This window comes from Arcobacter aquimarinus, from assembly GCF_013177635.1.
GTDB classification, from domain to species: Bacteria; Campylobacterota; Campylobacteria; order Campylobacterales; family Arcobacteraceae; genus Aliarcobacter; species Aliarcobacter aquimarinus.
In genome coordinates this window covers 1,214,031-1,237,809 of record NZ_CP030944.1, presented here as the reverse complement: position 1 = coordinate 1,237,809, position 23,779 = coordinate 1,214,031, and the positions used below count along the sequence as shown (strand labels likewise).

Sequence of the window (23,779 nt, the reverse complement as noted above, 5' to 3'; positions counted from 1 at the left end):
AACTATTTATTAGTTTTTATAAATTTATCTAAATCTTTTATTTCGTTCTCATTAAATACTTTTACACCATTTTCTTCAAGTAATCTTGCTGTTAAACCCTGTCCCTCAATCAATTTAGAAGTAAATGTTCCATCATAAATCTGTTTATTTCCACAAGAGGGAGATTTGGATTTTAAAAGTGCTACTTTAATGTTTTCTTCTATACAAATATCTAATGCCTTTTTTGCACCTAATAAAAAATTTATTGTAACATCATCACCTTTTTCATTTTTTATTATAAAAGGCTTATCATTTTTTACAATTTCAGAAGGTGTTCTAGGAATTGGTAAACCACCTGCTACTTCAGGACAAAAAGAGTAAATCTCATTTTCACATAAAATATCCATGAAAAGTTCTTTAATTGAAAAAGTAAAACTTGGAGTAAACGCTATTGATGAATTATTTCCATCATATCTTACATCTTCTCCCAATAAACATGAAGATATTAGTATCTTCATACTAAATCATCTTCTTTTATATTGGCATCAATCTCTTTTATATCTTTGTAAAAAAAAGTTGATAATTGTATATTTTTAAAAGCTGCTTTCATTGATACAAAAATTTTTGGATTTTCTTCTTCAAGTTTTGCCAATAATTCTTTTGTAGTTGCCCTTGCATGTGGCATTTTTACATCAAATCTAAGACCTGGGCAAGCTTCATCACCAATTACATTAATTTCATTTGTATTTGCAAAAGCTCGTAATTGTCTCTCTCTACAAAAAATTAAAGGTCTAATAACTTCTAAACCATTTTCTGCTTTATAAATAGGAGGCATAGAACGCATTGTTCCATTATAAAAGAAATTCATAAAAAATGATTCCATTGCATCATCTAAATGATGTCCTAAAGCTACTTTATTATATCCTTGTTCTTGTGCTGTTGAATATAAATACCCTCTTCTCATTCTTGAAAAGAATGAACAAAAAGATGAATTTTTTCTGATTTTTTCACCTGCAAGTTCAAAAATTTGTGTATCAATAATTTCGTGTTCAATTCCATGTTCTTTGCAATGATTACTTAAAAATTCTATTTGTTCACCCATTCCATAAGTTACTGTTACAGCTTTAAATTCGAAATTAAATGGAACTACTTTTTTTAATCTATTTAACGAATGAATTAAAGTTAATGAGTCTTTTCCTCCTGAAAATCCTACTAAAACCCTATCACCCTCTTTTATCAATCCATATTCTGCATTTGTTCTTCCAACTATTGTAGAAATCTTTTTACTTAATTCAACCAAAATATTATTCCTATAAATTTTTTGCAATTATATCAAATTAGTATAAAATAATCTCTTTTACTCAGTTTTTAGATAAAAAATATATAATTTCATAAACAAAACTAGAAAGATTCAAAATATGACGCTAGAAGAAGAAAAAGAGTTTAGACAAAAAATCCAAGATACTATAGTACCAATTGCCATAAATATGACAGAAGATCAAATAAGATCAATCATATTATCAGTTGAAAAAACAAATCCAAATCTACCTGAAGGTTTTGGAGCAATGTTATTTGAAAAAATAATGATACATAAATATAATAAATTTAAATAAAAAATAATCATGAGAAATTTTATAAGTTACAAAAAATCAATTGAGATTTTAAATAATATTGAACTAAACAAAAGAGCTACTCAAAAAGTTTTTATTACTAATGCTATTTCAAAAGTAGTAGCAAAAGATATTGTAGCACTTGAAAACAGTCCTTCTTTTCCAACTTCTGCGATGGATGGATATGCTATAAAATATGAAGATTTAGAAAAAAATTTAATAGAAATAATTGATAAAAATCCAGCTGGTTATGTAGTTGAATCACAGGTTAGTATTGGTAAATGTATAAAAACTTTTACTGGTTCATTAATGCCAAAAGGAAGCGATACTTTAATTCCTATTGAAAACGTTGAAGTTATTGATAATAAAATAAAAATAATAAAAAAAGTTCCTTTTGGCTTTGCTGTAAGACAAATAGGTGAGAATTATAAAGAAAATGAAGTTTTAATAAAAAAAGGAACAGTTATTGGATTTGCTGAAGTTGGCGTTTTAGCTTCTTTAAATATTTCACAAGTAGAAGTAATCGTAAATCCTACTATTGCGGTTGCTAGCACAGGAAGTGAAGTTTTAGATTTAGGAGAAACTCAAACAAATGATTCTCAAATAAGAAGTTCAAATCACTTAACTTTAGAAGCTTTATTTAAAAGCAATAAAGCAGATGTTTTACAAATGGGAATTGTAAAAGATGATATAGATTCAATTACAAATATGTTTGAAATAGCTTTAAGTAAAACTGATATAGTTGTAACTACAGGTGGCGTTTCTGTAGGTGATTATGATTTTGTACAAGATGTAATAAAAGATAGACTAAAAGCTGATGTTTTATTTCATGGAGTTACTATAAAACCAGGAATGCATATATTAGTTGCTATAAAAGATAAAAAAATCATAGTTGCTCTTCCTGGTTTTGCTTACTCTTCTACTGTTTGTGCAATACTTTATGTTTTACCTTTGATTTTTAGATTTAGAGATTCTAATGAAAAATTACCAATTGTAAAAGCAAAAATAACTCAAAACTATCCAATGAAAATGAAAAAAACTATTTTTACAGCTTGTAATGTACACTATGTAAATGGGCAATACGAAATTGATTTTGAAGGGAAAAAAGAAGGAACAAGTGCAATTTTAACAAATATGCTTGAAAATCCTGCTTTACTTATTCAAGATGAAGATAGTCAAGATTTAAAAATTGGGGATTTAGTAGATATTTTACTATTAGACCAATTAAAATAATGACCACTCGAATCTTTCATATTTTAATGGTTTTTGCCATGATATTTTGGGGTGCTTCTTGGATTAGTACCAAAGTTTTAACAACTTATGTAAATGAATATGAATTAGTTTTTTTAAGAATGGGAATCTGTTTTATTACAATGTTTCCCATCATTTATTTTTATAAGCTCTCTTTTAAAATTGATTTAAAATCTTTTTATTTGATTCTTGTAGCTTCAGTTATTTTAACTTTTTATAGTATCGTTATGTTTTTAGGAGTTGAACATGGTACAGGAAGTTTTGGAGGAGCTTTAGTAACTACATTAATTCCAATAATAACTTTTATTTTAATCGCATTTTTACATAAAAAAACTATTAGCTTAAAACACTCTTTTGCACTTATTCTTGGTGCTTTTGGAGTTTTAAATATGTTAAATATTTGGAATTTTAATTTATATGAAATATTTTCAAAGGATAATATATATTTTTTATTAGCTGCTTTTTTATGGTCAATATTAACTATTGTTACTTCAAAAGCTACTAAAATAAATGCCTTTGTTTTTACTTTTTATACTTATATAATTTCAAGTTCTACTCTTTTTATCTTTTTTGTAGATGCAAATATTTTTGAAAAAGTTTTAGATTTTGATTTTATTTTTTGGTTTAATATATTTGTAATCACAATTTTAAGTACAACTTTTGCAACTTCTATATATTTTATAGGTGCTTCTAAACTTGGTGCAAAAGAGGCATCTTCTTATATCTTTTTAGTTCCTGCTTCTGCTTTGAGTTTTGGAGCTATATTTTTAGGTGAAGAAATAACCTTTAATGTAATAATTGGAACAATTTTTACTATTATTGCCATTTATATTTTAAATAACTTAAATTTTTTTAAGTTATTTAAAGAAAATTAATGACAATCTTTTGAAGAACAGCAACTCTCTTTTTTTCTATAAAGCCAAGGTTTTATAAGATAATATGACATTAAAGCAAGCATTATAAAGCTTGAAACTTGAGAAAATAAAGAGCTACTTTGCTCTTCTAAACTAAAATTCAATATATTTATATCTATAAAAAACAAATCAAATAGATATCCAAAAATTAAAGATAAAATTGCAATCATAGTTAAATATATAATCAATGAAGTTTTACCTAACGTTTTATAAACAACTCCCATAGTTATCAAACTTGTAGCAGGTCCTGCACTTAAAAGTATAAAAGCAGCTCCTGGACTCATACCTTCTATTATCAAAGCTGCTGCTATTGGTAAAGAGGCTGTTGCACAAATATATAAAGGCATAGAAAACAAAATTATTACAAAATAAGTAAGTATTTGATTTTCAAAAAGTAAACTTGTGTACTCTTTTGGAGCTAAAGTTGTAAAAAGTGTAGCAAATAAAAGTCCAATAAAAAGTGGTTTTACCATATCTTTAAATAGTGTTACATAAGCATAAGAGAAAACTTCTTTTATTGAAAATCTTTTTTTCTCTTTTTTACTAGAACAAGAACAGCTACAAGAACAAGAATTTTGCTCTTTTTCTATTTTTTTACTCTCTTCTTTATCAAAAATATTTTGAACAATTCCCACAACAATAGCTATTATCATAGATGAAATCACTCTGTAAATTGTAAAAAATAGTCCAAAAAAAGAGTAAGTTGCTAAAATAGAATCAACACCTGTTATTGGACTTGAAATCAAAAAACTTTGAACAGCTCCCTTACTAGCACCCTCTTTCCTTAAACTTTGAGCTAAAGGAATAACAGAACATGAACAAACAGGAAGTGGAATTCCTAAAATTGTAGCTTTTATAACTGAACTAATATTTCCATTTCCTAAATGTTTTATAATAAAATCATCTGGAATAATCTGTTTTAAAAATCCTGCAATTAACAAACCTATTAAAATATAAATAGCCATTGCATCAAGTAACGATAAAAAATTGTTAGCTAAAGAAAAAGCTAAATCCATGTTCTATTCCTCTATATTTTTATTATTTGATAATTTATTCGAAATCTCTTTTTTAGGTTTTACACCCAAATACAAAAACTCTTCAGCTCTTCTTATAAGATTTCCATTTCCAACACTAAGTTTATTTATAGCATTATCATAAGCTTTTTGAGTTCTATTTATATTTAAACCTATATCTTCAATATCAGCTACAAAAGCAGCGAATTTATCATATAAATCAGCAGCTTTTTTTGAGATTAAAAGTGCATTTTCATTTTGATGTTCATTACGCCAAATATTCTCTATAGTTCTTAATGTCACATATAAAGTTGAAGGAGAGACTAACATAATATTATTTTCAAAAGCTAATTTAAAAATATTATCATCACTTGAAGTTGCAAGTATATAAGCACCCTCAACAGGTATAAACATCAATACAAAATCTAAAGTTCTAACACCTTTTATATTTTCATATCTTTTTGAACTCAAACCTTTTATATGTGAAGTTATTGATTTTACCAACTCTTTTGAAGCAAGTTGTTTTTGTTCTTCATTTTCAGTTTTACAATAATTTATATAAGCACTTAAAGATACTTTTGAATCAATAATAATATCCTTATTTGAAGGTAGATGAACTATAACATCAGGTCTTAATTTTTTACCTTTATCATCAGTAAAAGAGCCTTGCACACTATACTCTTTCCCTTCTCTTAAACCTGTTTGCTCTAATATAGAAGAGAGTATCATCTCTCCCCAATCACCTTGTGTTTTATTTTGTCCTTTTAAAGCTTTTGTTAAATTTATAGCATCTGTTGAAATTTGATTGTTTAACTCTTTTAAGTTTTTTATCTCAGTTAATAAAGAAATTCTTTGTTTTGTCTCTTCATTATGAATATCATTGACTCTTTTTCCAAAAGAGTCTAATTGATCTTTAAATGAGCTTAAAACTTGAGTTAGATTGATATTGGATTTTTTCTGATTCTCTTCAAAAAGTCTATTTGCAAGATTTTCAAACTCTAGTTTTAACTCTTTTTTTGAATCTTCCAAAAGAGTAATTTTTTCATTAAAATTTTCTTCTTTTGTTCTTGATAACTCTTTTAAATTTGCAAATTTTAATTCATAGTATTTTTCTATACTTAAAATCTGATTTTCATACTTTTGTTTTATAAAATAGATAATAAAAGCAAAAAAAACAAATAAAAAGAAAAAAATAGCAATTAAAAGTAGATAATTTATCTCAATCATCTACTTTTCTTTGAATTCCATAGTTTTCACATCGTAACCTAATTCTTTAAATCTTTCAACCAAAGGTGGATGAGAGTAATAAAAGAAAATATATAAAGGGTGCGATAAAGGAAATGATTTATTTTCATTTGCAAGTTTTAACAACGCACTTACTAAATCTTCTTTTGATTGTAAATTTGAACCAAAATCATCAGCTGCATATTCATTATGTCTTGAAATCATAGAAATTAGAGGCATTAAGAAAAATGATAAAATCGGAGAAAATATCATAAAAACTGTGATAATTGCATAAGGTTCATTATTTAGTGATAATCCTAAAAACAATTCATCTGGTAAATTTCCAAAAATTGCAAAAAATACAAACATAACAACACCCATAATTCCAATATTTTTTACAATATCACCATTTTTAAAGTGTCCTAATTCATGTCCTAAAACAGCAAGTAATTCATTGTGTGTTAATTTTTCAACTAAAGTATCAAATAAAACTACTCTTTTAGTTGCACCTAATCCACCAAAATAAGCATTTAATCGATTATCTCTTTTACTTGCATCAACACTAAAAACTCCACTACTTTTGAATCCAACTTCATTTAAAAGATTTTCGATTTTTACTTCTAAATCTTTATCTTTTAGTTTTTCGAACTTATCAAACATTTTATCTCTAATCACTGGATAAAGCATATTTATTAAAATAATTACAGCAAAAATAAAAGCAAATCCCCAAATCCACCAAGAAGAAAAACTATTTATGATAAATGAAATTCCAGCAATTACAAGTGAACCAAAAACTAAAAATAAAAATCCAGTTTTCATAGTATCTTTTATAAAAAGTGCTGGTGCCATATTTGAAAAACCATATTTTTTATTTAATTTAAAAGTTGAATAAAGCTCAAATGGTAAAGTTAAAATCCAATTTATAATAATGAATAAATCTACAAAAATAACAGCTTTTAACCAAAATGACTCTATTTGAATTAATGAATCCAAATAAGATAATCCAAAACCTATCCATAAAATAAATAAAATAAAATCGTAAAATGATGAAACTATTGCTAATTTCTCTTTTTCTATAGAATAATTAGCTGCTTCTTCATATTTTGATGAATCTAAAATAATAGCTTTTAATTTTTTTGCTTCCTTAACATATCCAATTTGCATAAAAGAAGTATAAATATTGAATGCAAAATATAAGCAAAATGCTATAACAAATATCTCTAGCATTAAAATCCTTTTTAATAATTTTTATCAATATGATACTATTTTATTACTTTTAAGCAATTAAATGCCATTTTTAAAGGCTATTAATTTCTCTAAAAGTTTTTTCTCTTCACTTATTAAAATCAAATCATAATTTTCTTCAAAAGATTTTTTTGTCCAATTTGTGCTTCCAACAATTGCAATTTTGGAATCAATTAAAGCAACTTTTAGATGCATTTTATTTTTATCTTTATTTACAATAGTTTTAATGCCACTATTTTTTAATAAATCTAAAATTTCATCATCTTTATTTGTTTTTTCTTTATCAAATAAAACAGTGATTTTCACTCCATTTTTTGATGCTTTTATCAAATCATTTGCAAATTTATTATATGAAAAATTGTACATTGCTATAAAAATTTCTGATTTTGCTTCTAAAATCAAAGAACTAATCTTGTTTTGAGCCTCTTTTGAATCATTTGGCAGTAAAAAAACATCATTTGAATATAAATTTATAACAAATAAAAAAGAGATAAGTAATTGTTTAAACACTATTTTTTCCTTAGTTTAATATTTCAAAAATTTCCAAAGGAATTTTTGTAGGTTTAAAGTTTTTTAAAAAAGCCAGTTTAAAAGTAGCCTTAAATAGAACTTCATCATCTCTTTTTATCTCTTGATACATGATAATTGAAGCTGATTTTTTCTCTATAAGTTTTGTAGTAATTTCTAAAACATCTCCAAAAATAGCCGATTTTATCCAATCAACGTTTGCACTTCTAACTACAAAAAATTCATCATTATTGTGTGGAGATAAACCTTTTTGAAAAAATAACTCACTTCTTGCTCGCTCACAAAAGTTTAAATAATTTGAGTGATAAACCACTCCACCACAATCTGTATCTTCATAATAGACTCTTGTTCTCATCAAAAAACCCCATAATATCTAATATTTAGCCTATTTTACACTCTTAAGTGTAAAGAGGATGTTAATTTTCTTATTAATTATATGTTAAAATCAATTTTTAAAATCCTATATAATAAAAGGTGTTTTTTGTGTCTATTTTTGCTTTACAATCAATAGCAGGTGGTTTTTTGGATGAAGACTTACATCATTTCAATAAAAAATTTGATGACTGGTGTATTCAATTTGAAAGTTATGAAGATGCTATGGATATAATGCAAACTCTTGAAAACCAAGAAAACATTGATATTGTAGAAATAACTCCTTTAAGTTATCCAAAATATTTTTTCCCAACTTTGCAAGGTACTATTTATGTAACAAGACAAATTGAAGATAAAATTGTTTGTGTTGTAGAGCCAGTTATGGGAGCTAATTTTAGAATTGCAATATGTGATTTAAAAACAAAAAATGTAAGATTAACAAAAACACACTACAAAACTATTCCTAGTGTTGAAGGTGCTTTTGCTTCTTTTAGTGATTAAATAAACTTTATATTTTTAATTTCCACAATTAATTTCTCTAACTTTATTTAATAAATCAAAAACAACTTCTATATTGTCTTCAATCTCTTTAGTTGTAGATAATATTGGTGCATTTTCACTTTTTTCTGCATATAAATTTACTGTATTTTGAACTAAATCATGTACTTTTTTATGAGCATCTTTTAAATCACTCCACTCTTTTGTTTTAGCAAATAATTTATCTTCATTTGAATCTATCCATTTACCTAAGTTACATTCGTGGTGATTTTTTACTGTAAATTTAAAACCTTCTTTACATTGTGCAAAATTTGTATTTTTGAAGTTTATATGGTCTGATTTTAATTTATTAATATCAATAATTAAACTTGTATCACAAACTCTTTTATGTGCATTTCTATCAAAACTTGTTTGATTTATAGTATTCTCTAATTGAACAACTAAATTCGAAGTTTTAACTGCCATATCATTTATAGTTGAAGCTAAAGCTGCATTTTGTTGAGTAGCTTGATCAAGTGAATTAACTGTATCATTAATTTGAGCCATTGCCATTTGTTGCTCTTTAGAAGCACTTGCAACATCTTCAATTAATTTTATTGTAACTACAATATTTTCATTTAAGTCATTGTATCCATCAATCATTTTTGAAGTAATATCTTGTCCTTCTTTTGCTTTTGTAGTAGCATTTAATACAATATTCTTTATTTCATTTGCTGCTTCAGCACTTCTACTTGCAAGATTTCTTACTTCTGCTGCAACAACAGCAAATCCTCGTCCTGCTTCACCAGCAGTTGCAGCTTCAACAGCTGCATTTAAAGATAAAATATTTGTTTGGAATGCAATTTGATCAATAACAGAAATAGCTTCATTAATAGCTAAAACTTGTGTATTTATCTCTTCCATAGAAATTGCTGTTTTATGTGCTAATTCTTTTCCAACATCACTAGATTTTGTAACATTTTGTGCATATTGAGCCATTTTTATAGCATTTTCACTACTTCTTGAAACTGTTGCTGAAATTTCTTCAATTGCTGCTGCTGTCTCTTCAAGTGATGCTGCTTGAGTATTTGAAGAATCACTTAATTTTTTTGAAGCACTTGCTAACTCTGTTGAACTTAAAGATAATTCATTGTTTGATTTTTCAATTAAACACATTATTTCATTAATTGATGATTGAGTAACTTTTGCTCCACTTAATAAAGAAGCTATCATACCTGTTAGATTTTCAATATGTGGAATTTTATAATCATATTTTGCATTTGAAAGAGCAACTAAAGACTCACTTAAAATAGTAAGATTTTTTTGCATTCTCTCTATCATTTTATTTATTTCATCAACTAAAGAAGAAACTCCAATAGAATGTGCTTTTCCTTTAATTCTATCATTTAATAATCCAGCATTTACTTTTGAAATAATTGCTCTTGATTCTTCAATTACAATTTGATCTTGGATAATTCCTTTTTGAATTGAATCTAAATAATTATTGAAACTATGAACAACTTCACCGATTTCATCATGAGATTTCACTTCTATTTTTGAAGTTTCTGAAGAGTTATTAGAACTAATTGCATCAATTGAATTTTTAAGATTAAATATTGGAGTTAAAATATTTTTTTTCATATTAACTAAAGAGATAATCATAGTAATCATTAAAGCAACAACTAAAATAATCAAAGCAACCCAAATAATATATGAAGCATGTTCAATTGCTGTATTAACAACTTCTATAGGCTCAGCAACTAATGCAATACCGAGTTTTTTACCAGCAAAATCTGTAATATCACTATATGTATAAAAATACTTATTTGTTATTAAAAATTTATCATTTAAAAGTTTATCAAAGTTTATTTTTTTAGCATCTTCTAAAAAATCTTTATTAATAAACTTTTGAGAAATTAAATACTTATTTAAAACATCTTCTTCTTTAATTGCAACTGTTGCTAAAGATTTATCCATAAGCAATAAAAACGCTTTATTTTCAGCATCAAAAGAGCTTGCAACAGAATTTACACCTTGCATAAATTCTAAAGAACCTACATGGTTTTTAGCTTCATCAAAAATAGGAACAACTGATCTTATACTAAGTCCTGCATTTCCAACTTCAAACCCATTAATAGCAATTTTATCACTATTTACTTTTACAACACTTGCTCTAAAAGAACTTAAATCATCACCAAATTTTTTAGGTTGCCATGACCTCAAAAAAGATTTATTATCTTTAGTATGTAGATGAACTTGAATGTTCTGAAATGGTGTTGACTCTTTCATACTTTTAGATAAATTAGCCAGTGTTTTAATCGCTAATTCTCTATCATTTTTAGCTAAAGCCTCTTTTATAGAAGAATCATTTGAAATAGAAATAGCATTTGAAATACCTACTTCTAGTTTTCCCTCTAATTTCAAATTACTCAAAGAGTTTAATTTAATAATTACATTATCATGTACTTCAGTAGCTAAATCATTTTTATATTTATTTAATATAAAATAGCCTATAACTAAAACTAATAATGTAACAATAACATTAGTTAAAGTAAACTTTTTACTGATACTCAAGTCTTGCATATTAATCCTTTTAAGAAAGTAACTTATATTCTATTTAAAATATAATTAAAATAGATTAAATATCAATAAAAATAATTTTATTTGAATAATAGTAAGATAAGATTTTTTAATTTTTAAGTAAAACTATTATCTCTTCTACACCTAAAAGTTTTCCTGTACTTTTTACAACTCCATCGACTACAAGTGCAGGTGTACTCATAACACCATAATTCATAATTTCAACTATATCTTCTACTTTTTTAACTTCATGAAATCCACCAATTTTTGCAACTGCTTGTTTTGTATTTTCTTCAAGGTTTTTGCACTTTGTACAACCTGTACCTAAAATTTCTATTTTCATTTTTTCTATCCTATTAAATAATTAAATATATACCCTGTTAGAAGTATAGCAAATCCAACTGTTCCAAAAAATATAGAGATAAGTTTTAAGCTTAAAACTCTTTTTAATATCAAGGCTTCAGGAAGACTCAAAGCTACAACTGCCATCATAAATGATAGCGCAGTTCCAAGTAACATTCCTTTTTGTGTTAAAACTTCCACAAGTGGTAAAATTCCAGCTGCATTTGAATACATCGGAATTCCCATAAAAACTGCAACTATTGGTGCATACCAAACATCTCCACCTGCATATTTACTTATAAATTCAGCTGGAATATATCCATGAATAAATGCTCCAATTGCAATACCAACAATTACATATAAATATATTTTTTTAAATATATCTTTTGTATATTCCCACGATTCTTTTAATCTTACAGATATTAAAGTTTTATCTTCATTTAAAGTACCACAACAACTATTTAGAGGTTTTACTTCTATTAAAACCTCCTTTTCTAAATTCATAGCTCCTATTACTAACCCTGCAATTATTGCTATTAATAAAGCAAAACCTATATAAAGCAGAGTAATTTTCCAACCAAAAAGTGAAAATAACAGTGCAATTACAACTGCATCACTAAGTGGTGCTGATATCAAATATGAAAAAGTAACTCCCAAAGGAATTCTAGCTTGTAAAAAACCTAAAAAAAGTGGAATTGCACTACAAGAACAAAAAGGTGTCAAAATACCAAAAAATGCTGCAAAAATATGTCCTATAAGTTTATGTTTTCCAACTAAATAATCTCTTATTTTTTCAACAGGAAAATAACTTCGTAAAAATGTAACTAAAAAAATAATTGTTACTAAAAGTATAAATATTTTTATAGTGTCATAAATAAAAAAGTGTAAAGCCTCACCTAAATGGCTTCCTTTTTCAAGTCCTAAATTATCAAATACAAATATCGCACTTAAATTAACTAACCAATCAAACATACAAACTTCCTATAAATCCATATCCACAATAAAACAAAATCAAAAGTAATATGGATATTTTAAATTTTCTAATCATAAAAAATCCAAGTATTGCAAAAATCAAATCATAAATATTTATAATTCCACTTGGAATAACTATTGTAAGTAAAACACTAAATAAAATAGCAACAACACTTGCATTAATTCCTGTAACTATTTTTGAAATAGTAGGATTTTTTGAGTAACTTTCAAAACTTTTATAAAAAGCTAAAATCAAAAGAAATCCTGGTAAAAAAATGGCAAATGTAGCAACAACAGCACCTAAAAATGGTGATTCTTCTAAAGCCACAACTCCAATATATGAAGCAATAGTAAACATAGGTCCAGGAACTGCTTGAGCTAGTGAGTAAGCAACTAAAAAACTATTTTCATCAATATTTATGTTACTTTTAATTAAAGGAAGAACAACATGCCCTCCTCCAAAAACCAAACTTCCAACTTGATAAAAAGAGTTAAACAGACTTAATAATTTATCTTGATTTGCAAAAAATGGCAAAAATATCAATAAAATCAAAAAAATAACTAAAGGCAAAATATAAGGTTTTTCATATCTCATTTTAGTTTCATTTTTCTCTTTTATAAAAAATAGTGCAACTAAACCTGAAACCACTAAAACTAAAATTTGACTAAAAAAACTTTGATTAAAAATCAAAAATAGTGTTGCAAAAACAAAAATTATTTTACTTAATGTAGTTTTACAAAGTGTCTTAAACATACTAAAAGTTGCATCAGCCACAATTACCACAGCAAAAAGTTTTAATCCACTCATCAAAGCATAAATCACACTACTGTTTTCATAAGCATTTTGAAAAGTTGCAGCTAAATATAAAAGTAAAAAAGAAGGAGTTGTAAATGCAATAAAAGCCAATATCGCACCAAAAATTCCGCCTTTATTTAATCCTATTGTAAAACCAACTTGTGATGAGCTCGGTCCTGGTAAAAACTGGCTAAGTGCTACGATTTTAGAAAATTCTTCATCACTTAGCCATTTTAATTCTTCAACAAATTTTTTTCTAAAATAGCCAATATGAGCTATTGGTCCTCCAAAACTAAAAAGACCTAAAATAAAAAAATGCCAAAAAATAGATATATTTATCATATTTGTTTTTACCACTCCGGTGGAAAACCTGTTTTTATATGTTCATCTTTTACAAGTTCAATAAATTTTAAAATATTTGTTTTTATCTCTTCTTTTGAAACTTTGATTTTTGCTTTTTTCTCTTCATTAGTTCCATCACACGCAGGACTTGTAATATTCCAATGTAAAACTCCATCAAGACTAGGAAAAACTGGACAAGGTTCTTTTGAAGCTTCATCACAAACAGTAATTACATAGTGATAATGTTTTCCTTCTTTGTAATAATCTAATACTTTATTTGTAGTATATGATGAAATATCCATATTTTCATCTTCTTTTAACACTTCAACAGCCAATGGATTTAAAACCCCGGGATTTATTCCAGCACTATTTGCTTCAAAATCTTCTCCTCCATATTTTTTAAGCAAGGCTTCTGCTATTTGACTTCTTGTTGTGTTTGCACTACATACGAATAAAACTTTTGTTTTCAAATTTTTCTCCTAAATAAAATTAAATTGCTAAAAGTACTATAAATAGTACTGGTGGTGTGATAATCAAACCAAATTTACTGTATTGAGCAAATGAGATTTTTACACCTTTTTTTGCTAAAACATGAAGCCATAATAGCGTAGCTAGGCTACCAAATGGTGTCATTTTGGGTCCAAGGTTACATCCAACGATATTTGCATAAATCATTGCTTGATTTCCAATATCATGTAAAGCTATATCCATAATCATAATTGTTGGCATATTGTTCATAATTGCACTTAAAAATGCTGCTATAAATCCAGTACCTATTACTGCAATGGTGTCACTTCTTAAACTTAAATCTTTTAAAATAATAGTTAAATAATCAGTTAATCCTGCATTTTTAAGTCCATAAACTACAATGTAAAGCCCTATACTAAACCACACAACTTGCCAAGGAGCTTCTTTTATAATGTGTATTGGTTTTACAGCTTTTGATAGTGTTGCAATAATTAAAAAAATAGTTGCCCCACCCAAAGCAAATAAAGAAACTGGTAAACCATAAATATCTCCCACAAAATAACCTACTAATAAAATCCCTAAAAATATCCAAGAAAAATAGAATAATTTCATATTTTTAATGGCACTTTTTGGCTCTTTTAGAAGAGTTATATCAACAGTTTTTGGAATATCTTTCCCTAAAATTAACCATAAAAAAATAATTGAAGCAATAGCACTCACAATAAAAGGAACTAACATATCAAAGAAATATTGAGCAAATCCAATATCAAAATAATTAGCAGTTACTATATTTGTAAGGTTTGAAAATACAAAAGGAAGTGAGGCACTATCACTTATAAATCCTCCAGCTAATAAAAAAGCTACAATTGTTTTTAAATTTAGTTGTAAAATTCTCATTTTTGCTAATAAAATAGGTGTTAAAATAAGCGCTGCTCCATCATTTGCAAAAAGAGCTGAAACAAATGCCCCCAATAAAATAGAATAAATAAACATTTTTAATCCATTTCCATTTGAAAACTTTGCCATTTTTAAAGCACACCACTCAAAAAAACCAATTTCATCTAAAACCATTGATAAAATTATAATTCCAATAAATGCTAAAGTGGCATCCCAAACTATATTACTTACAACTAAAACATCATTTAAACTAACAACTCCAATAAGTAAAGCAATAATTGCTCCAATTACAGCAGTTGTTCCTATTTGTAAGCCCTTTGGTTGCCAAATTACAAAAATCAAAGTTACTAAAAAAATTAAACTAGCAACTAACATTTTACTCCTTTTATTATATAAGCATATCAAGATTTATTGATATATTTAAAACCAAAAAATTCAACTCTCACAAGATTTTTTTAACTGAGGTAAATCTATATCAAGTGTCATAATCTCTTTTATAGCACTTAATCTAAATTCATCCAAAGGTGTTCTAATACTATAATAAGCCCATCTTCCAGTTCTTTCAACTTTTAAAAATCCAGCTTCTTTTAAAATTTTTAGATGTCTTGAAAGTCTTGATTGAATCATATCAAAAGAATTTTCTAAATCACAAACACAGCATTTCCCATAAATATTCAAAAATTTGATTATTTTTACTCTTGTTTCATCATTTAATGCACTTACTGTTTTTAGAAAAATATCCATTATATACCTCAATCTCTTTTGATTTGAAAATTGTAGCATAATAACAATTAATACATCAAGATATATTGATATATTAATTCATTTTCTTTCATCTAATTTATAGAAAGAATTAAGTACCATATAAAAAATTAAATAGAAGTATAAAAGGATTATTTATTTTGAAAAAGAGAAATCACATAAAAAAAATATCAGATTATGCAATGGTTGGAGGACTTGGTGCTCTTTTAGTTGTAGGACTTACAGGTTGTGGCGATAGTTCAAACAACAATCAAAACCAAAATCAAGGGCAAAGTGATGCTTTTACAAATGCAAGTCAAAAACAAGATGCTTTTGTAATTATAGAAGAATCAGCAGACGGTAAATACTCAATAGCAGATGAATTTCCTGCTTCAAAAACAACTATAGTTTTAAGAAAACCAGATGGTAGTGAAAGAATTTTAACTCAAGAAGAGATAGATAAACTAGTAAAAGAAGAAGAAGCTAAGATTGATGCTGGTACTTCAGCTCTTACAAATCCAGAAATGTCAAGTGGAGGAATGGGACTTGGAGGAGTTTTATTATCATCAATTGCAGGTGCAATGATTGGTTCTTGGCTTGGAAATAAACTATTTAATAATCAAAATTTTCAAAATCAAAGACAAGCACAATATAAATCACCTCAAACATATAGTAAATCTCAAAGCTCATTTAATAAAGCACCAGCAACAACTGGAACAAATAACTCAACTAAAAAAAGTGGATTTATGGGAGGAAATAGTTCTTCTACATCAAAATCTACATCTTCAAGTTTTGGGAGCTAATAAATGAAATTAGAAAAAATAAAACCATTAAATGATGCATATTTAGAATCTATAGGATTTGTTTGGCATACAGATAGTGACAATTCATCTTATGTTAGTGATGAAATAGTTGTAGTAAGTGAAGATGAAGCGAATGCTTATTATGAAGCCACAAATGAACTTTATGATATGTTTGCTGAAGCTGGACAATATGTAATTGATAATGATTTGTTTCATGAGTTAAATATCCCTTTTAATTTAGTTGAAATAATCAAAGAATCTTGGGAAAATGATGTTCATTGGCATTTATATTCAAGATTTGATTTAGCAGGTGGAATTGATGGAAAACCTATAAAACTAATCGAATTTAATGCAGATACTCCAACTTCACTTTTTGAAACAGCTATTATTCAATGGGCAATGCTAAAAGCAAATGGTTTAGATGAGATGAGTCAATTTAATAATTTATATGAAGCATTAAAAGATAATTTTAAAAGAATCATCACATTAGATTCAGACATTGAAAAATTTGAAGAATATTACTCAAATCTTGGATGGAAAATATTATTTTCTTCAATTTCAAGTTCATCTGAAGATATAAATACAACAAAACTTTTAGAACATATTGCAAGTGAAGCTGGATTCAATACTGATTTTGAATTTATTGAAAATGTTCAATTTAGTGATGATGGAATTTTTAAAGATGACGAACTTTTTGAGTTTTGGTTTAAACTTATTCCTTGGGAAAATATAGCTATTGAAGAGAGTGAATTAGCTTTAATCCTGACAGAAATTATTAAAGAAAAAAAAGCAATTATTTTTAATCCAGCTTATACTTTGATGTTTCAATCAAAAGGTTTTATGAAGATTCTATGGGATTTATATCCTAATCATCCCCTACTTTTAGAGACTTCTTTTGAGCCATTAGTTGGTAAAAAACAAGTTGAAAAAAGATGCTTTGGAAGAGAAGGTGCAAATGTAAAAATTATAAATGCAGACCAAAGTATAGAAGAAGAAACAAATGGTGAATATGAAGGTCATAAAGCTGTTTATCAAGAGTATGTAGAATTTCCAAAAGATTCAAATGGAAACTCATATCAAGCTGGAGTTTTTTATGCTTATGAAGCTTGTGGTTTAGGCTTTAGAAAAGGTGGAAAAATACTAAATAATATGTCTAAATTTGTAGGACATATTGTAAAATAACTCTTATTTTTTTTCAAAAACAATATTAAAGCAAACTCCTTTATATTGTTTTTGATTATAAGCAAATTCTTCATTGTAAATTTCAATAACTCCTTTATGTCTCTCTCTTACAATCTTATCCACAATAGCAAGCCCAAGTCCTGTTCCTTGTGACTTATGTTTAGTTGTAAAATATGGTTCTAGAACTTTTGATATTATTGATTCATCAATTCCTCCACCACTATCTAGAAACTTCAATTCAAGTCTATTTTCATCCAATTTTTTACTTTTAATAAATAAAAATCTATCCTCTTCTTCTTTCTCTTTTAAAGCATCTTTACTATTTGAAATAATATTTAAAAATGCTTCTGTTAATTCATTTTTATTTCCTAAAATAATCAAATCATCATCAAGTTCTAAAGTAAGATTAATAAAATTGTTTTTTAATGAAGCATGTACAAGATTTAAACTATTATCTAAAACTTCTTTAATGCTTATATTTGCATATGTTTTATCTTCTTTTATGAAATCTCTAAAGTTGTCTATTGTATTTGAAAGATATTCTGTTTGTTTTACAATAGCAGTTGAAACTTCAGCAATTTCCTCTTTTGTAAGCATATTAAATTCTGATTTTACTTTTAAAGAACTAGCACTAACACTTATATAACTTAAAGGTTGTCTCCATTGATGGGCAATATTTCCTATCATTTCACCTAAAGATGCTAGTTTTGCTTGTTCTTGTAAAACTTTTAAAGAACTAACATCTTTTATTATCATCAATAAACTTTGCTTATTTGGAAGCAATGAAATACTTAGATTTGTAACTATTCTTTTATCTTTAAAAGCAAAAATTTCTTCATAATTACTTATAAAACCTTCTTCTAGTATTTGTTCTATTATCTTTTTGTTTTTTTGATTATCTTGTTTTGCTATTAATTCAAAAATTGATTTCTCTAATAATTCATCTTTAGAAAATCCTGTCATATCTAAAAAAGAGTTATTAAAATTTAGAAATTTTGTATTTAAGTCTAATACAGCAATACCATCTTTTGAATAGTCAAAAATAAGTTCTAATTCCTCTTTTTGTTGCAAAATTTTCTTTTGAATAATCTCTTTTTCTGTAACATCAATTCCTATTGCAATAAGATAGTCCATTGAGCCATCTTCTTTTTTTACCAAAGTATTAGACCATTCAAATATCTTTTCTTGAGAATCTTTTGAAAACCAACTAGCTTTATAATATCTTTTTATATTTCCTTTTTTTGCTTCATCTATAATATCATAAATTCTATCTTGAATATAATCAGGTAAGAATCTAACCCAAAAAAATGGTACACTTGATATCTCTTCTTGTGTATAACCTGTAAACTCTTGAGCAAATTTATTAACCTTAAACATTCTTCCCTCATCATCAACAATAGCTACTATTACACTTGAATTATCTATAATATTTGAGATAAAATCTTTTTCTTTAATAATTTGTTTTTCTAAATCTTTTATAGATGTTATATCTGTATGAGTTCCTATCATTCGTAAAGGTTTTCCAAATTCATCCCTTTGAACTATAACTGCTCTATCTAATATCCATTTATATGTACCATCTTTACAAAGAACTTGATGTTCATTATTATAAGTATCTTTTTTCCCTTCTAAATAATTTGATATTTCACTACAAACCATTTTTAACTGTTTTGGATTTATCCTTCGTTCCCACTCAGCTAAATCATTTCCAATTTCAGTATCATTAAACCCTAAAATTTTTTTCCATTGTTTTGAATAAGAAACTTTATTTGTTTTTAAATTCCAATCCCAAATACCATCATTCATACTACTTAAAATTAATTCCATACTATTATTCATTTCATCAATTTTATTTCTTGAATTTTTTATAGTAGAAATCATTTCATTCATTTTTAAAGATAATTCATTAAATTCTTTGACATTATTTTGAAGAATATTTTCTTTTGGAATTCCATATTCATCATTATTTTGAATAGCTTTTACAATATCGAAAATAGGTCTTAAAATTAAAGATTTTATGATTAAAAAAACTAAAACAATAATAAATAAAGATAAAATAAGCATTTCAAGTAAACTCTTTTTTATTATCTCTTCTAATCTATTATTTAATTTTTTGTCAGAACTATAAAGTTCTATTTGAGCTATTTTTATATCAGAATCATTGTGTAAATCTATTTTAATATATGAAAATTTATCTTTTAACAAGTTATTTTGTTCTTTATTTGATTCATAAAAATCTTTTATTTCTTCATTTTCTCTTATTTTTCCACTTATTATAAACTCTTTACCAAATATTTTCCCATAATTATAATCTTTAATAATTATTGCTAAAATATTCCTATCTTCCATTTGATTTTCAATTAATTTTTTGTATTCATTGATGGCATAAGAGTTTATAAAATGAGGAAGAGTATCTTTTAATTGAGTACTAATAATATTCATTCTTAAATTAATATCATTTACTAATCTTTTTTTAGTCTCAAAATAGTTATAAATCGTATAAACAGACATAATTGTAATTATTGTAAGTAAAAAAGGAAATAAAAAGGAAAAAATTAAAGTTTTATTTTTCATCTATTCCTTTATTCCTAATACATTTAATTTAATAGTTTGTAATTTTTCTTCAATATTATCTTTTGAAATGGCTAAAATAGGTAATTTCTTCTCTTTTGTAACCTCTTTTTTATTAAAAAAGTTATCTAAAGATATAACTGCTTCTTGTCCCATCAAATACGGCTGTTGCATAGCAGAACCAATTAAAATACCTTTTGGAATCATTTCTAAAAATTCAGGTTCAGCATCAAAACAAATAAGAGCTATTTCTCCCTCTTTTTTTGAATCTTTTATGGCATCTAAAGCACCTTTATATTTATCAGAACCTTGAAGCCAAATCGCACGTAAATTTTTATTTTCATCTATTAACTTTTTTGAGTAGTTATATGTTTCTTTATATGAAAAATCAACTTGCTGATATAATCCAGCACTTTTTATATTTTCTTCGTTTAAAGCTTCCATAAATCCAAGAGTTCTTGCTTTTCCATTTGCTCTTTTTTGAGGAATAGCAATAATTCCAACCGTTCCTTCTTTATTTATTTCTAATTCTTTCATATATTTTGTTAAAATTTTTCCTAGTTCATAAGCACCATTTTGATTATCAGATGAAATAAAAGATAAATAATCTTCACTATCTGAACCAATATCAGCAATAACAACAGGAACATTTTTTGTTTTTGCTATTTCTAAAAGAGTAACAGCAGAAGAAGAGTTAATTGGGGAGATGACTAAACCATCAATTTTTGAAGATAAGGCAATAGCTAAATTTTCAAGCTCATTTTTTTTTAAATTTTGTGAACTATAAATATCAACTTCATATCCAAATTCATTTGCTTTTTCTTTTATACCTTTTGACATTATTTGCCAAAAAGGAATCTCTAAATCAGAAACAATATAAACTATTTTTTTATTAGATTGGTTGGCATTTAAAGAACATAAAAAAAGAAAAAGAAAAAGAATAATTTTATTAATTTTCATTAATCACCTTATATTAATTTATTATAATTTAATATTGTATCTAATTTTTTTTTAAAATTAATAAAAAAATAACTTTATAAGAAATCTTTAATTCATAGCAAATAATATTTTATATTCTTCAAGTGCATAATCATCAGTCATTCCACTTATATAATCAATTATTAATCTTGTCCTATAATATCTCTCAAATATCTCAACCTCTTCATCATTCAACCTATCTATCTTTTCAATTTCATTTTTATATGCAACTATTTGTTTAGAAGATACTCTTTTTATTAATCTTCTAGAAATAAAACAATCTATTTTTTCATCTTTTAATAATTTAGCAAAATCATGTGAATCTAATTTTAATAACGGGAAATAAATATCAAATAAACTATTAATAATTTTATATGCTTTTAAATCTAAAGTTTGAACATCTTTATTTTGATAAATATATTTAGTCGAAACCTCTTTTATAATTTGTAAAGCTTTAAAATAATCACTTTGTTTGTCATATTCTAAAAGTGCAAAATTAAAACTTCCTTCAAATATAGATTCGTGATTATTTATAAAAATATTTGCTACATGATTTACAAAATTAGTAACAAGATTAACCCTTAAAAAAGTAAAGAACATATTAAATTGATAAGGTTCTTCATTTTTTTTCGCTTTTTCATACTGTTTTTCAACTATTTGTAAAAGAAAAGTATCATTTTGTTTTATACATTCATTTTTAATGATTCTATAAATATCATCTAATGATAAAATACCTTTTTCAACGGAATCTTCTAAATCAGCTGTTAAATAAGAGATATCATCAGCTGCTTCCATTATATATGTAATTGGAAATCTATGAGATTTTTTTATATTTAACTCTTTTTGTATTTTTTCAATTATCTCTTTTTCACTAAAATAAAAACCAGGTTTCTTTTTTAAATAATTTAAACTCTCTTGATTTGAAGGCTTATCCTCATACGCAGCTCTTGTATATTTTAATACAGATATTATTTGAGAATATGAAAGATTTAATCTTTGAAGTTTTGTGATAATTCTTATAGCTTGAGCATTTCCATCATAGTTACAAATATCTTTTATTAATATATTTTTTAATTCTTGCAACTCTTTTGTTGAACTTTTTAAATTTTCAAAAATAGGTATTACGTTTGTTTTTAACCACTTATTTATAGTTTCTTCTGCAAAATGCCCAAAAGGTGGATTTCCAATATCATGTAAAATACTTGACATTTCAGCTGTTGAAATAAAAGCATTTTCAAGTTCAATTAAATTGTACTCTTCTAATTTATTTTGTTGTTTTAATAAAGATAAAATTGTTTTTGAAATATATCTTGCATTTTGTGCAACTTCTATTGAATGGGTTAATCTTGTACGAATAGAAGCATTTAATTCTAATGCAAAAACTTGAGTTCTTTTTTGTAATCTTCTAAAAGCAGATGAAGATAATATTCTACCTCTATCACTCTCTATTGAAGTTTCAATATCTTTTGATGGATAAAATTCTCTGTGTAATGTAAGTTTTTCTTTATAATTAATCATTTTTTCTCTTTTGTAAAATTTATTTTGATTAATGATGAAGAAGATAGGTAAACCGTAAGCCGCGTTCTGTCAAGGACAATAATTTATCTAGCTACTAAATTACTTTAGTAGTCTTGCGAAGACCAATAAGATGTGAAGTAAATACCTAGTCTTCTTGCTGCAGGTTGGGTTTACAAAGCCATTAAGATTACTCAAAATGCTGGTAGGCTCTTACTCTACCGTTTCACCATCACCGAAAAATCGGCTGTCTACTCTCTGTTGCACTATCCCTTAGGTTACCCTAGCCATTATTTAAATGGAACCATACTTCACAGCAGCCCGGACTTTCCTCTTGATTTTACTCAAGCTATTGTCTGGTTTACCTAAGTTGAAATTATAGCCACTAATTCTTAAACTCTATTTTCTTATAACATCATAATAATCAGGTATTTCAAATTTAAAGATTTCATCTGAAATCTCAACATTTTGTACTGTATCATAAAAAAGTATAAGCACACTATTTTCAAGCTTATCTTTATATCTAATCTCTTCTATTTTATTTTCATTTTTTGAAGTTTTTATAGAATAATCAATATCATCAATATTTGTTATATAACTATTTTCACCTATTTTTTTTGAACTATTCAATAATTTTATTATATTTATCTCATCTTCAAGTTGAGTTAATATAGCTTGTTCAAGTTCTGGCTCATCCACTAAAGCATAGTTATTATCAATATAAACATTTTTTACTACAGGTGTTTTATATTTCCATAAAATTTTTCCACTTTTTTTAATAAAAACTTCACCTTTATATTCAATCACATTTTTTGAATCAGAAGTTATACTTTGAACAAAATTAGCTTGGAAAGAATCCAAATCTTTAATATCATTTGAAGCAAAACTATAAATAAAAATAGACGATAAAATAATTAGCAATTTATAAAACATACTTTAACCTTTTTTTTTATATAATCTTTGCGATTATAACGAAAAG

At 25.9% G+C, this 23,779-nt stretch carries 24 protein-coding genes and 1 other RNA gene; 6 read left to right on the top strand and 19 right to left on the bottom strand.

The window, feature by feature from the left end; all coding sequences use genetic code 11:
• Nucleotides 1–2: 2 nt before the first annotated feature.
• Together AAQM_RS06090 and AAQM_RS06085 are read right to left on the bottom strand one after the other, a co-directional pair.
• Nucleotides 3–497, bottom strand: a complete 495-nt coding sequence (locus AAQM_RS06090) for a 2-thiouracil desulfurase family protein (protein WP_129095645.1) — start codon at nucleotides 495–497, stop codon at nucleotides 3–5.
• Nucleotides 494–1,279, bottom strand: a complete 786-nt coding sequence (locus tag AAQM_RS06085; protein ID WP_129095644.1) for a tRNA 2-thiocytidine biosynthesis TtcA family protein — start codon at nucleotides 1,277–1,279, stop codon at nucleotides 494–496. The genes AAQM_RS06090 and AAQM_RS06085 overlap by 4 nt, the downstream gene beginning before the upstream one ends.
• 118 nt (nucleotides 1,280–1,397) lie before the next feature.
• Between AAQM_RS06085 and AAQM_RS06080 the strand changes: the two genes are divergently transcribed.
• Genes AAQM_RS06080 through AAQM_RS06070 form a run of 3 tightly spaced genes read left to right on the top strand, consistent with a single transcriptional unit; the run spans nucleotide 1,398 to nucleotide 3,715 of the window.
• Complete coding sequence (locus AAQM_RS06080) at nucleotides 1,398–1,592, top strand: hypothetical protein (protein WP_129095643.1); 195 nt, start codon at nucleotides 1,398–1,400, stop codon at nucleotides 1,590–1,592.
• Nucleotides 1,593–1,601: 9 nt separating this feature from the next.
• Entirely contained in the window at nucleotides 1,602–2,822 is a 1,221-nt protein-coding gene (locus AAQM_RS06075; protein ID WP_129095642.1) for a molybdopterin molybdotransferase MoeA, read from the top strand.
• A complete protein-coding gene (locus tag AAQM_RS06070; RefSeq protein ID WP_129095641.1) occupies nucleotides 2,822–3,715 on the top strand; it encodes a DMT family transporter in 894 nt (297 codons plus the stop codon). Before AAQM_RS06075 ends, AAQM_RS06070 begins: the two co-directional genes overlap by 1 nt.
• Here AAQM_RS06070 and AAQM_RS06065 read toward each other — a convergent pair.
• The 5 genes from AAQM_RS06065 to AAQM_RS06045 are packed head-to-tail and all read right to left on the bottom strand — an operon-like array spanning nucleotide 3,712 to nucleotide 8,119.
• Nucleotides 3,712–4,770: an SO_0444 family Cu/Zn efflux transporter gene (locus AAQM_RS06065; protein WP_129095640.1), complete on the bottom strand. Its 1,059-nt coding sequence runs from the start codon at nucleotides 4,768–4,770 to the stop codon at nucleotides 3,712–3,714. The two genes, AAQM_RS06070 and AAQM_RS06065, sit on opposite strands and share 4 nt — an antisense overlap.
• A 3-nt stretch (nucleotides 4,771–4,773) precedes the next feature.
• A complete protein-coding gene (locus AAQM_RS06060; protein ID WP_129095639.1) occupies nucleotides 4,774–5,994 on the bottom strand; it encodes a DNA recombination protein RmuC in 1,221 nt (406 codons plus the stop codon).
• Nucleotides 5,995–7,218 carry a M48 family metallopeptidase gene (locus tag AAQM_RS06055; RefSeq protein ID WP_129095638.1) on the bottom strand — a complete coding sequence of 408 codons (1,224 nt, stop codon included), beginning with the start codon at nucleotides 7,216–7,218 and terminating at the stop codon, nucleotides 5,995–5,997.
• Nucleotides 7,219–7,275: 57 nt separating this feature from the next.
• Nucleotides 7,276–7,746: a phospholipase D-like domain-containing protein gene (locus AAQM_RS06050; RefSeq protein WP_128986192.1), complete on the bottom strand. Its 471-nt coding sequence runs from the start codon at nucleotides 7,744–7,746 to the stop codon at nucleotides 7,276–7,278.
• Between the two features lie 10 nt (nucleotides 7,747–7,756).
• The gene (locus AAQM_RS06045) at nucleotides 7,757–8,119 is read right to left on the bottom strand and encodes a YbgC/FadM family acyl-CoA thioesterase (RefSeq protein WP_129095637.1); all 363 of its coding nucleotides are present in this window, start codon (nucleotides 8,117–8,119) and stop codon (nucleotides 7,757–7,759) included.
• A 128-nt stretch (nucleotides 8,120–8,247) separates the two neighbouring features.
• On the opposite strand from AAQM_RS06045, the gene AAQM_RS06040 reads away from it, so the two are divergent.
• Nucleotides 8,248–8,637, top strand: a complete 390-nt coding sequence (locus AAQM_RS06040) for a hypothetical protein (protein ID WP_129095636.1) — start codon at nucleotides 8,248–8,250, stop codon at nucleotides 8,635–8,637.
• A 15-nt stretch (nucleotides 8,638–8,652) separates the two neighbouring features.
• Here the strand turns inward: AAQM_RS06040 and AAQM_RS06035 are convergent, their stop codons facing one another.
• The 7 genes from AAQM_RS06035 to AAQM_RS06005 form a co-directional block, all read right to left on the bottom strand.
• On the bottom strand, nucleotides 8,653–11,196 hold the full coding sequence (locus AAQM_RS06035; RefSeq protein ID WP_129095635.1) for a methyl-accepting chemotaxis protein: 2,544 nt from the start codon (nucleotides 11,194–11,196) through the stop codon (nucleotides 8,653–8,655).
• 106 nt (nucleotides 11,197–11,302) lie between these two features.
• On the bottom strand, nucleotides 11,303–11,536 hold the full coding sequence (locus AAQM_RS06030; protein ID WP_129095634.1) for a thioredoxin family protein: 234 nt from the start codon (nucleotides 11,534–11,536) through the stop codon (nucleotides 11,303–11,305).
• A 5-nt stretch (nucleotides 11,537–11,541) separates the two neighbouring features.
• Nucleotides 11,542–12,507: a permease gene (locus AAQM_RS06025; protein WP_129095633.1), complete on the bottom strand. Its 966-nt coding sequence runs from the start codon at nucleotides 12,505–12,507 to the stop codon at nucleotides 11,542–11,544.
• Complete coding sequence (gene chrA, locus AAQM_RS06020) at nucleotides 12,500–13,645, bottom strand: chromate efflux transporter (RefSeq protein WP_129095632.1); 1,146 nt, start codon at nucleotides 13,643–13,645, stop codon at nucleotides 12,500–12,502. Before chrA ends, AAQM_RS06025 begins: the two co-directional genes overlap by 8 nt.
• An 8-nt stretch (nucleotides 13,646–13,653) precedes the next feature.
• On the bottom strand, nucleotides 13,654–14,115 hold the full coding sequence (locus AAQM_RS06015; protein WP_129095631.1) for an arsenate reductase ArsC: 462 nt from the start codon (nucleotides 14,113–14,115) through the stop codon (nucleotides 13,654–13,656).
• 19 nt (nucleotides 14,116–14,134) lie between these two features.
• On the bottom strand, nucleotides 14,135–15,385 hold the full coding sequence (locus tag AAQM_RS06010; protein ID WP_129095630.1) for an arsenic transporter: 1,251 nt from the start codon (nucleotides 15,383–15,385) through the stop codon (nucleotides 14,135–14,137).
• Nucleotides 15,386–15,445: 60 nt separating this feature from the next.
• Nucleotides 15,446–15,754 carry an ArsR/SmtB family transcription factor gene (locus tag AAQM_RS06005; RefSeq protein ID WP_129095629.1) on the bottom strand — a complete coding sequence of 103 codons (309 nt, stop codon included), beginning with the start codon at nucleotides 15,752–15,754 and terminating at the stop codon, nucleotides 15,446–15,448.
• A gap of 158 nt (nucleotides 15,755–15,912) precedes the next feature.
• Here AAQM_RS06005 and AAQM_RS06000 point away from each other — a divergent pair, with 158 nt between their 5' ends.
• Together AAQM_RS06000 and AAQM_RS05995 are read left to right on the top strand one after the other, a co-directional pair.
• Nucleotides 15,913–16,554, top strand: a complete 642-nt coding sequence (locus tag AAQM_RS06000) for a UPF0323 family lipoprotein (protein WP_129095628.1) — start codon at nucleotides 15,913–15,915, stop codon at nucleotides 16,552–16,554.
• 3 nt (nucleotides 16,555–16,557) lie between these two features.
• The gene (locus AAQM_RS05995; RefSeq protein WP_129095627.1) at nucleotides 16,558–17,736 is read left to right on the top strand and encodes a glutathionylspermidine synthase family protein; all 1,179 of its coding nucleotides are present in this window, start codon (nucleotides 16,558–16,560) and stop codon (nucleotides 17,734–17,736) included.
• Between the two features lie 3 nt (nucleotides 17,737–17,739).
• Here the strand turns inward: AAQM_RS05995 and AAQM_RS05990 are convergent, their stop codons facing one another.
• The 5 genes from AAQM_RS05990 to lolA form a co-directional block, all read right to left on the bottom strand.
• Entirely contained in the window at nucleotides 17,740–20,310 is a 2,571-nt protein-coding gene (locus AAQM_RS05990) for a PAS domain-containing sensor histidine kinase (RefSeq protein ID WP_129095626.1), read from the bottom strand.
• Nucleotides 20,311–21,267, bottom strand: coding sequence for a substrate-binding domain-containing protein (locus AAQM_RS05985; protein ID WP_129095625.1), 957 nt, complete (start codon nucleotides 21,265–21,267; stop codon nucleotides 20,311–20,313).
• 87 nt (nucleotides 21,268–21,354) lie between these two features.
• Nucleotides 21,355–22,803 (bottom strand): dGTPase, encoded by a 1,449-nt coding sequence (gene dgt, locus AAQM_RS05980; protein ID WP_129095624.1) that lies wholly within the window; start codon nucleotides 22,801–22,803, stop codon nucleotides 21,355–21,357.
• Between the two features lie 40 nt (nucleotides 22,804–22,843).
• Nucleotides 22,844–23,168, bottom strand: an RNA gene (rnpB, locus tag AAQM_RS05975) — RNase P RNA component class A.
• A 31-nt stretch (nucleotides 23,169–23,199) separates the two neighbouring features.
• Complete coding sequence (lolA, locus tag AAQM_RS05970) at nucleotides 23,200–23,733, bottom strand: LolA-like outer membrane lipoprotein chaperone (RefSeq protein WP_129095623.1); 534 nt, start codon at nucleotides 23,731–23,733, stop codon at nucleotides 23,200–23,202.
• Nucleotides 23,734–23,779 lie beyond the last annotated feature (46 nt).

Coding starts and splice junctions, on each gene's coding strand:
- AAQM_RS06070 (WP_129095641.1), top strand. CDS start 2,822: ATGACCACTCGAATCTTTCATATTTTAATGGTTTTTGCCATGATATTT.
- dgt (WP_129095624.1), bottom strand. CDS start 22,803: ATGATTAATTATAAAGAAAAACTTACATTACACAGAGAATTTTATCCA.
- AAQM_RS06065 (WP_129095640.1), bottom strand. CDS start 4,770: ATGGATTTAGCTTTTTCTTTAGCTAACAATTTTTTATCGTTACTTGAT.
- AAQM_RS06075 (WP_129095642.1), top strand. CDS start 1,602: ATGAGAAATTTTATAAGTTACAAAAAATCAATTGAGATTTTAAATAAT.
- AAQM_RS05990 (WP_129095626.1), bottom strand. CDS start 20,310: ATGAAAAATAAAACTTTAATTTTTTCCTTTTTATTTCCTTTTTTACTT.
- AAQM_RS06080 (WP_129095643.1), top strand. CDS start 1,398: ATGACGCTAGAAGAAGAAAAAGAGTTTAGACAAAAAATCCAAGATACT.
- AAQM_RS05995 (WP_129095627.1), top strand. CDS start 16,558: ATGAAATTAGAAAAAATAAAACCATTAAATGATGCATATTTAGAATCT.
- lolA (WP_129095623.1), bottom strand. CDS start 23,733: ATGTTTTATAAATTGCTAATTATTTTATCGTCTATTTTTATTTATAGT.
- chrA (WP_129095632.1), bottom strand. CDS start 13,645: ATGATAAATATATCTATTTTTTGGCATTTTTTTATTTTAGGTCTTTTT.
- AAQM_RS06055 (WP_129095638.1), bottom strand. CDS start 7,218: ATGCTAGAGATATTTGTTATAGCATTTTGCTTATATTTTGCATTCAAT.
- AAQM_RS06045 (WP_129095637.1), bottom strand. CDS start 8,119: ATGAGAACAAGAGTCTATTATGAAGATACAGATTGTGGTGGAGTGGTT.
- AAQM_RS06005 (WP_129095629.1), bottom strand. CDS start 15,754: ATGGATATTTTTCTAAAAACAGTAAGTGCATTAAATGATGAAACAAGA.
- AAQM_RS06090 (WP_129095645.1), bottom strand. CDS start 497: ATGAAGATACTAATATCTTCATGTTTATTGGGAGAAGATGTAAGATAT.
- AAQM_RS05985 (WP_129095625.1), bottom strand. CDS start 21,267: ATGAAAATTAATAAAATTATTCTTTTTCTTTTTCTTTTTTTATGTTCT.
- AAQM_RS06035 (WP_129095635.1), bottom strand. CDS start 11,196: ATGCAAGACTTGAGTATCAGTAAAAAGTTTACTTTAACTAATGTTATT.
- AAQM_RS06060 (WP_129095639.1), bottom strand. CDS start 5,994: ATGATTGAGATAAATTATCTACTTTTAATTGCTATTTTTTTCTTTTTA.
- AAQM_RS06010 (WP_129095630.1), bottom strand. CDS start 15,385: ATGTTAGTTGCTAGTTTAATTTTTTTAGTAACTTTGATTTTTGTAATT.
- AAQM_RS06025 (WP_129095633.1), bottom strand. CDS start 12,507: ATGTTTGATTGGTTAGTTAATTTAAGTGCGATATTTGTATTTGATAAT.
- AAQM_RS06030 (WP_129095634.1), bottom strand. CDS start 11,536: ATGAAAATAGAAATTTTAGGTACAGGTTGTACAAAGTGCAAAAACCTT.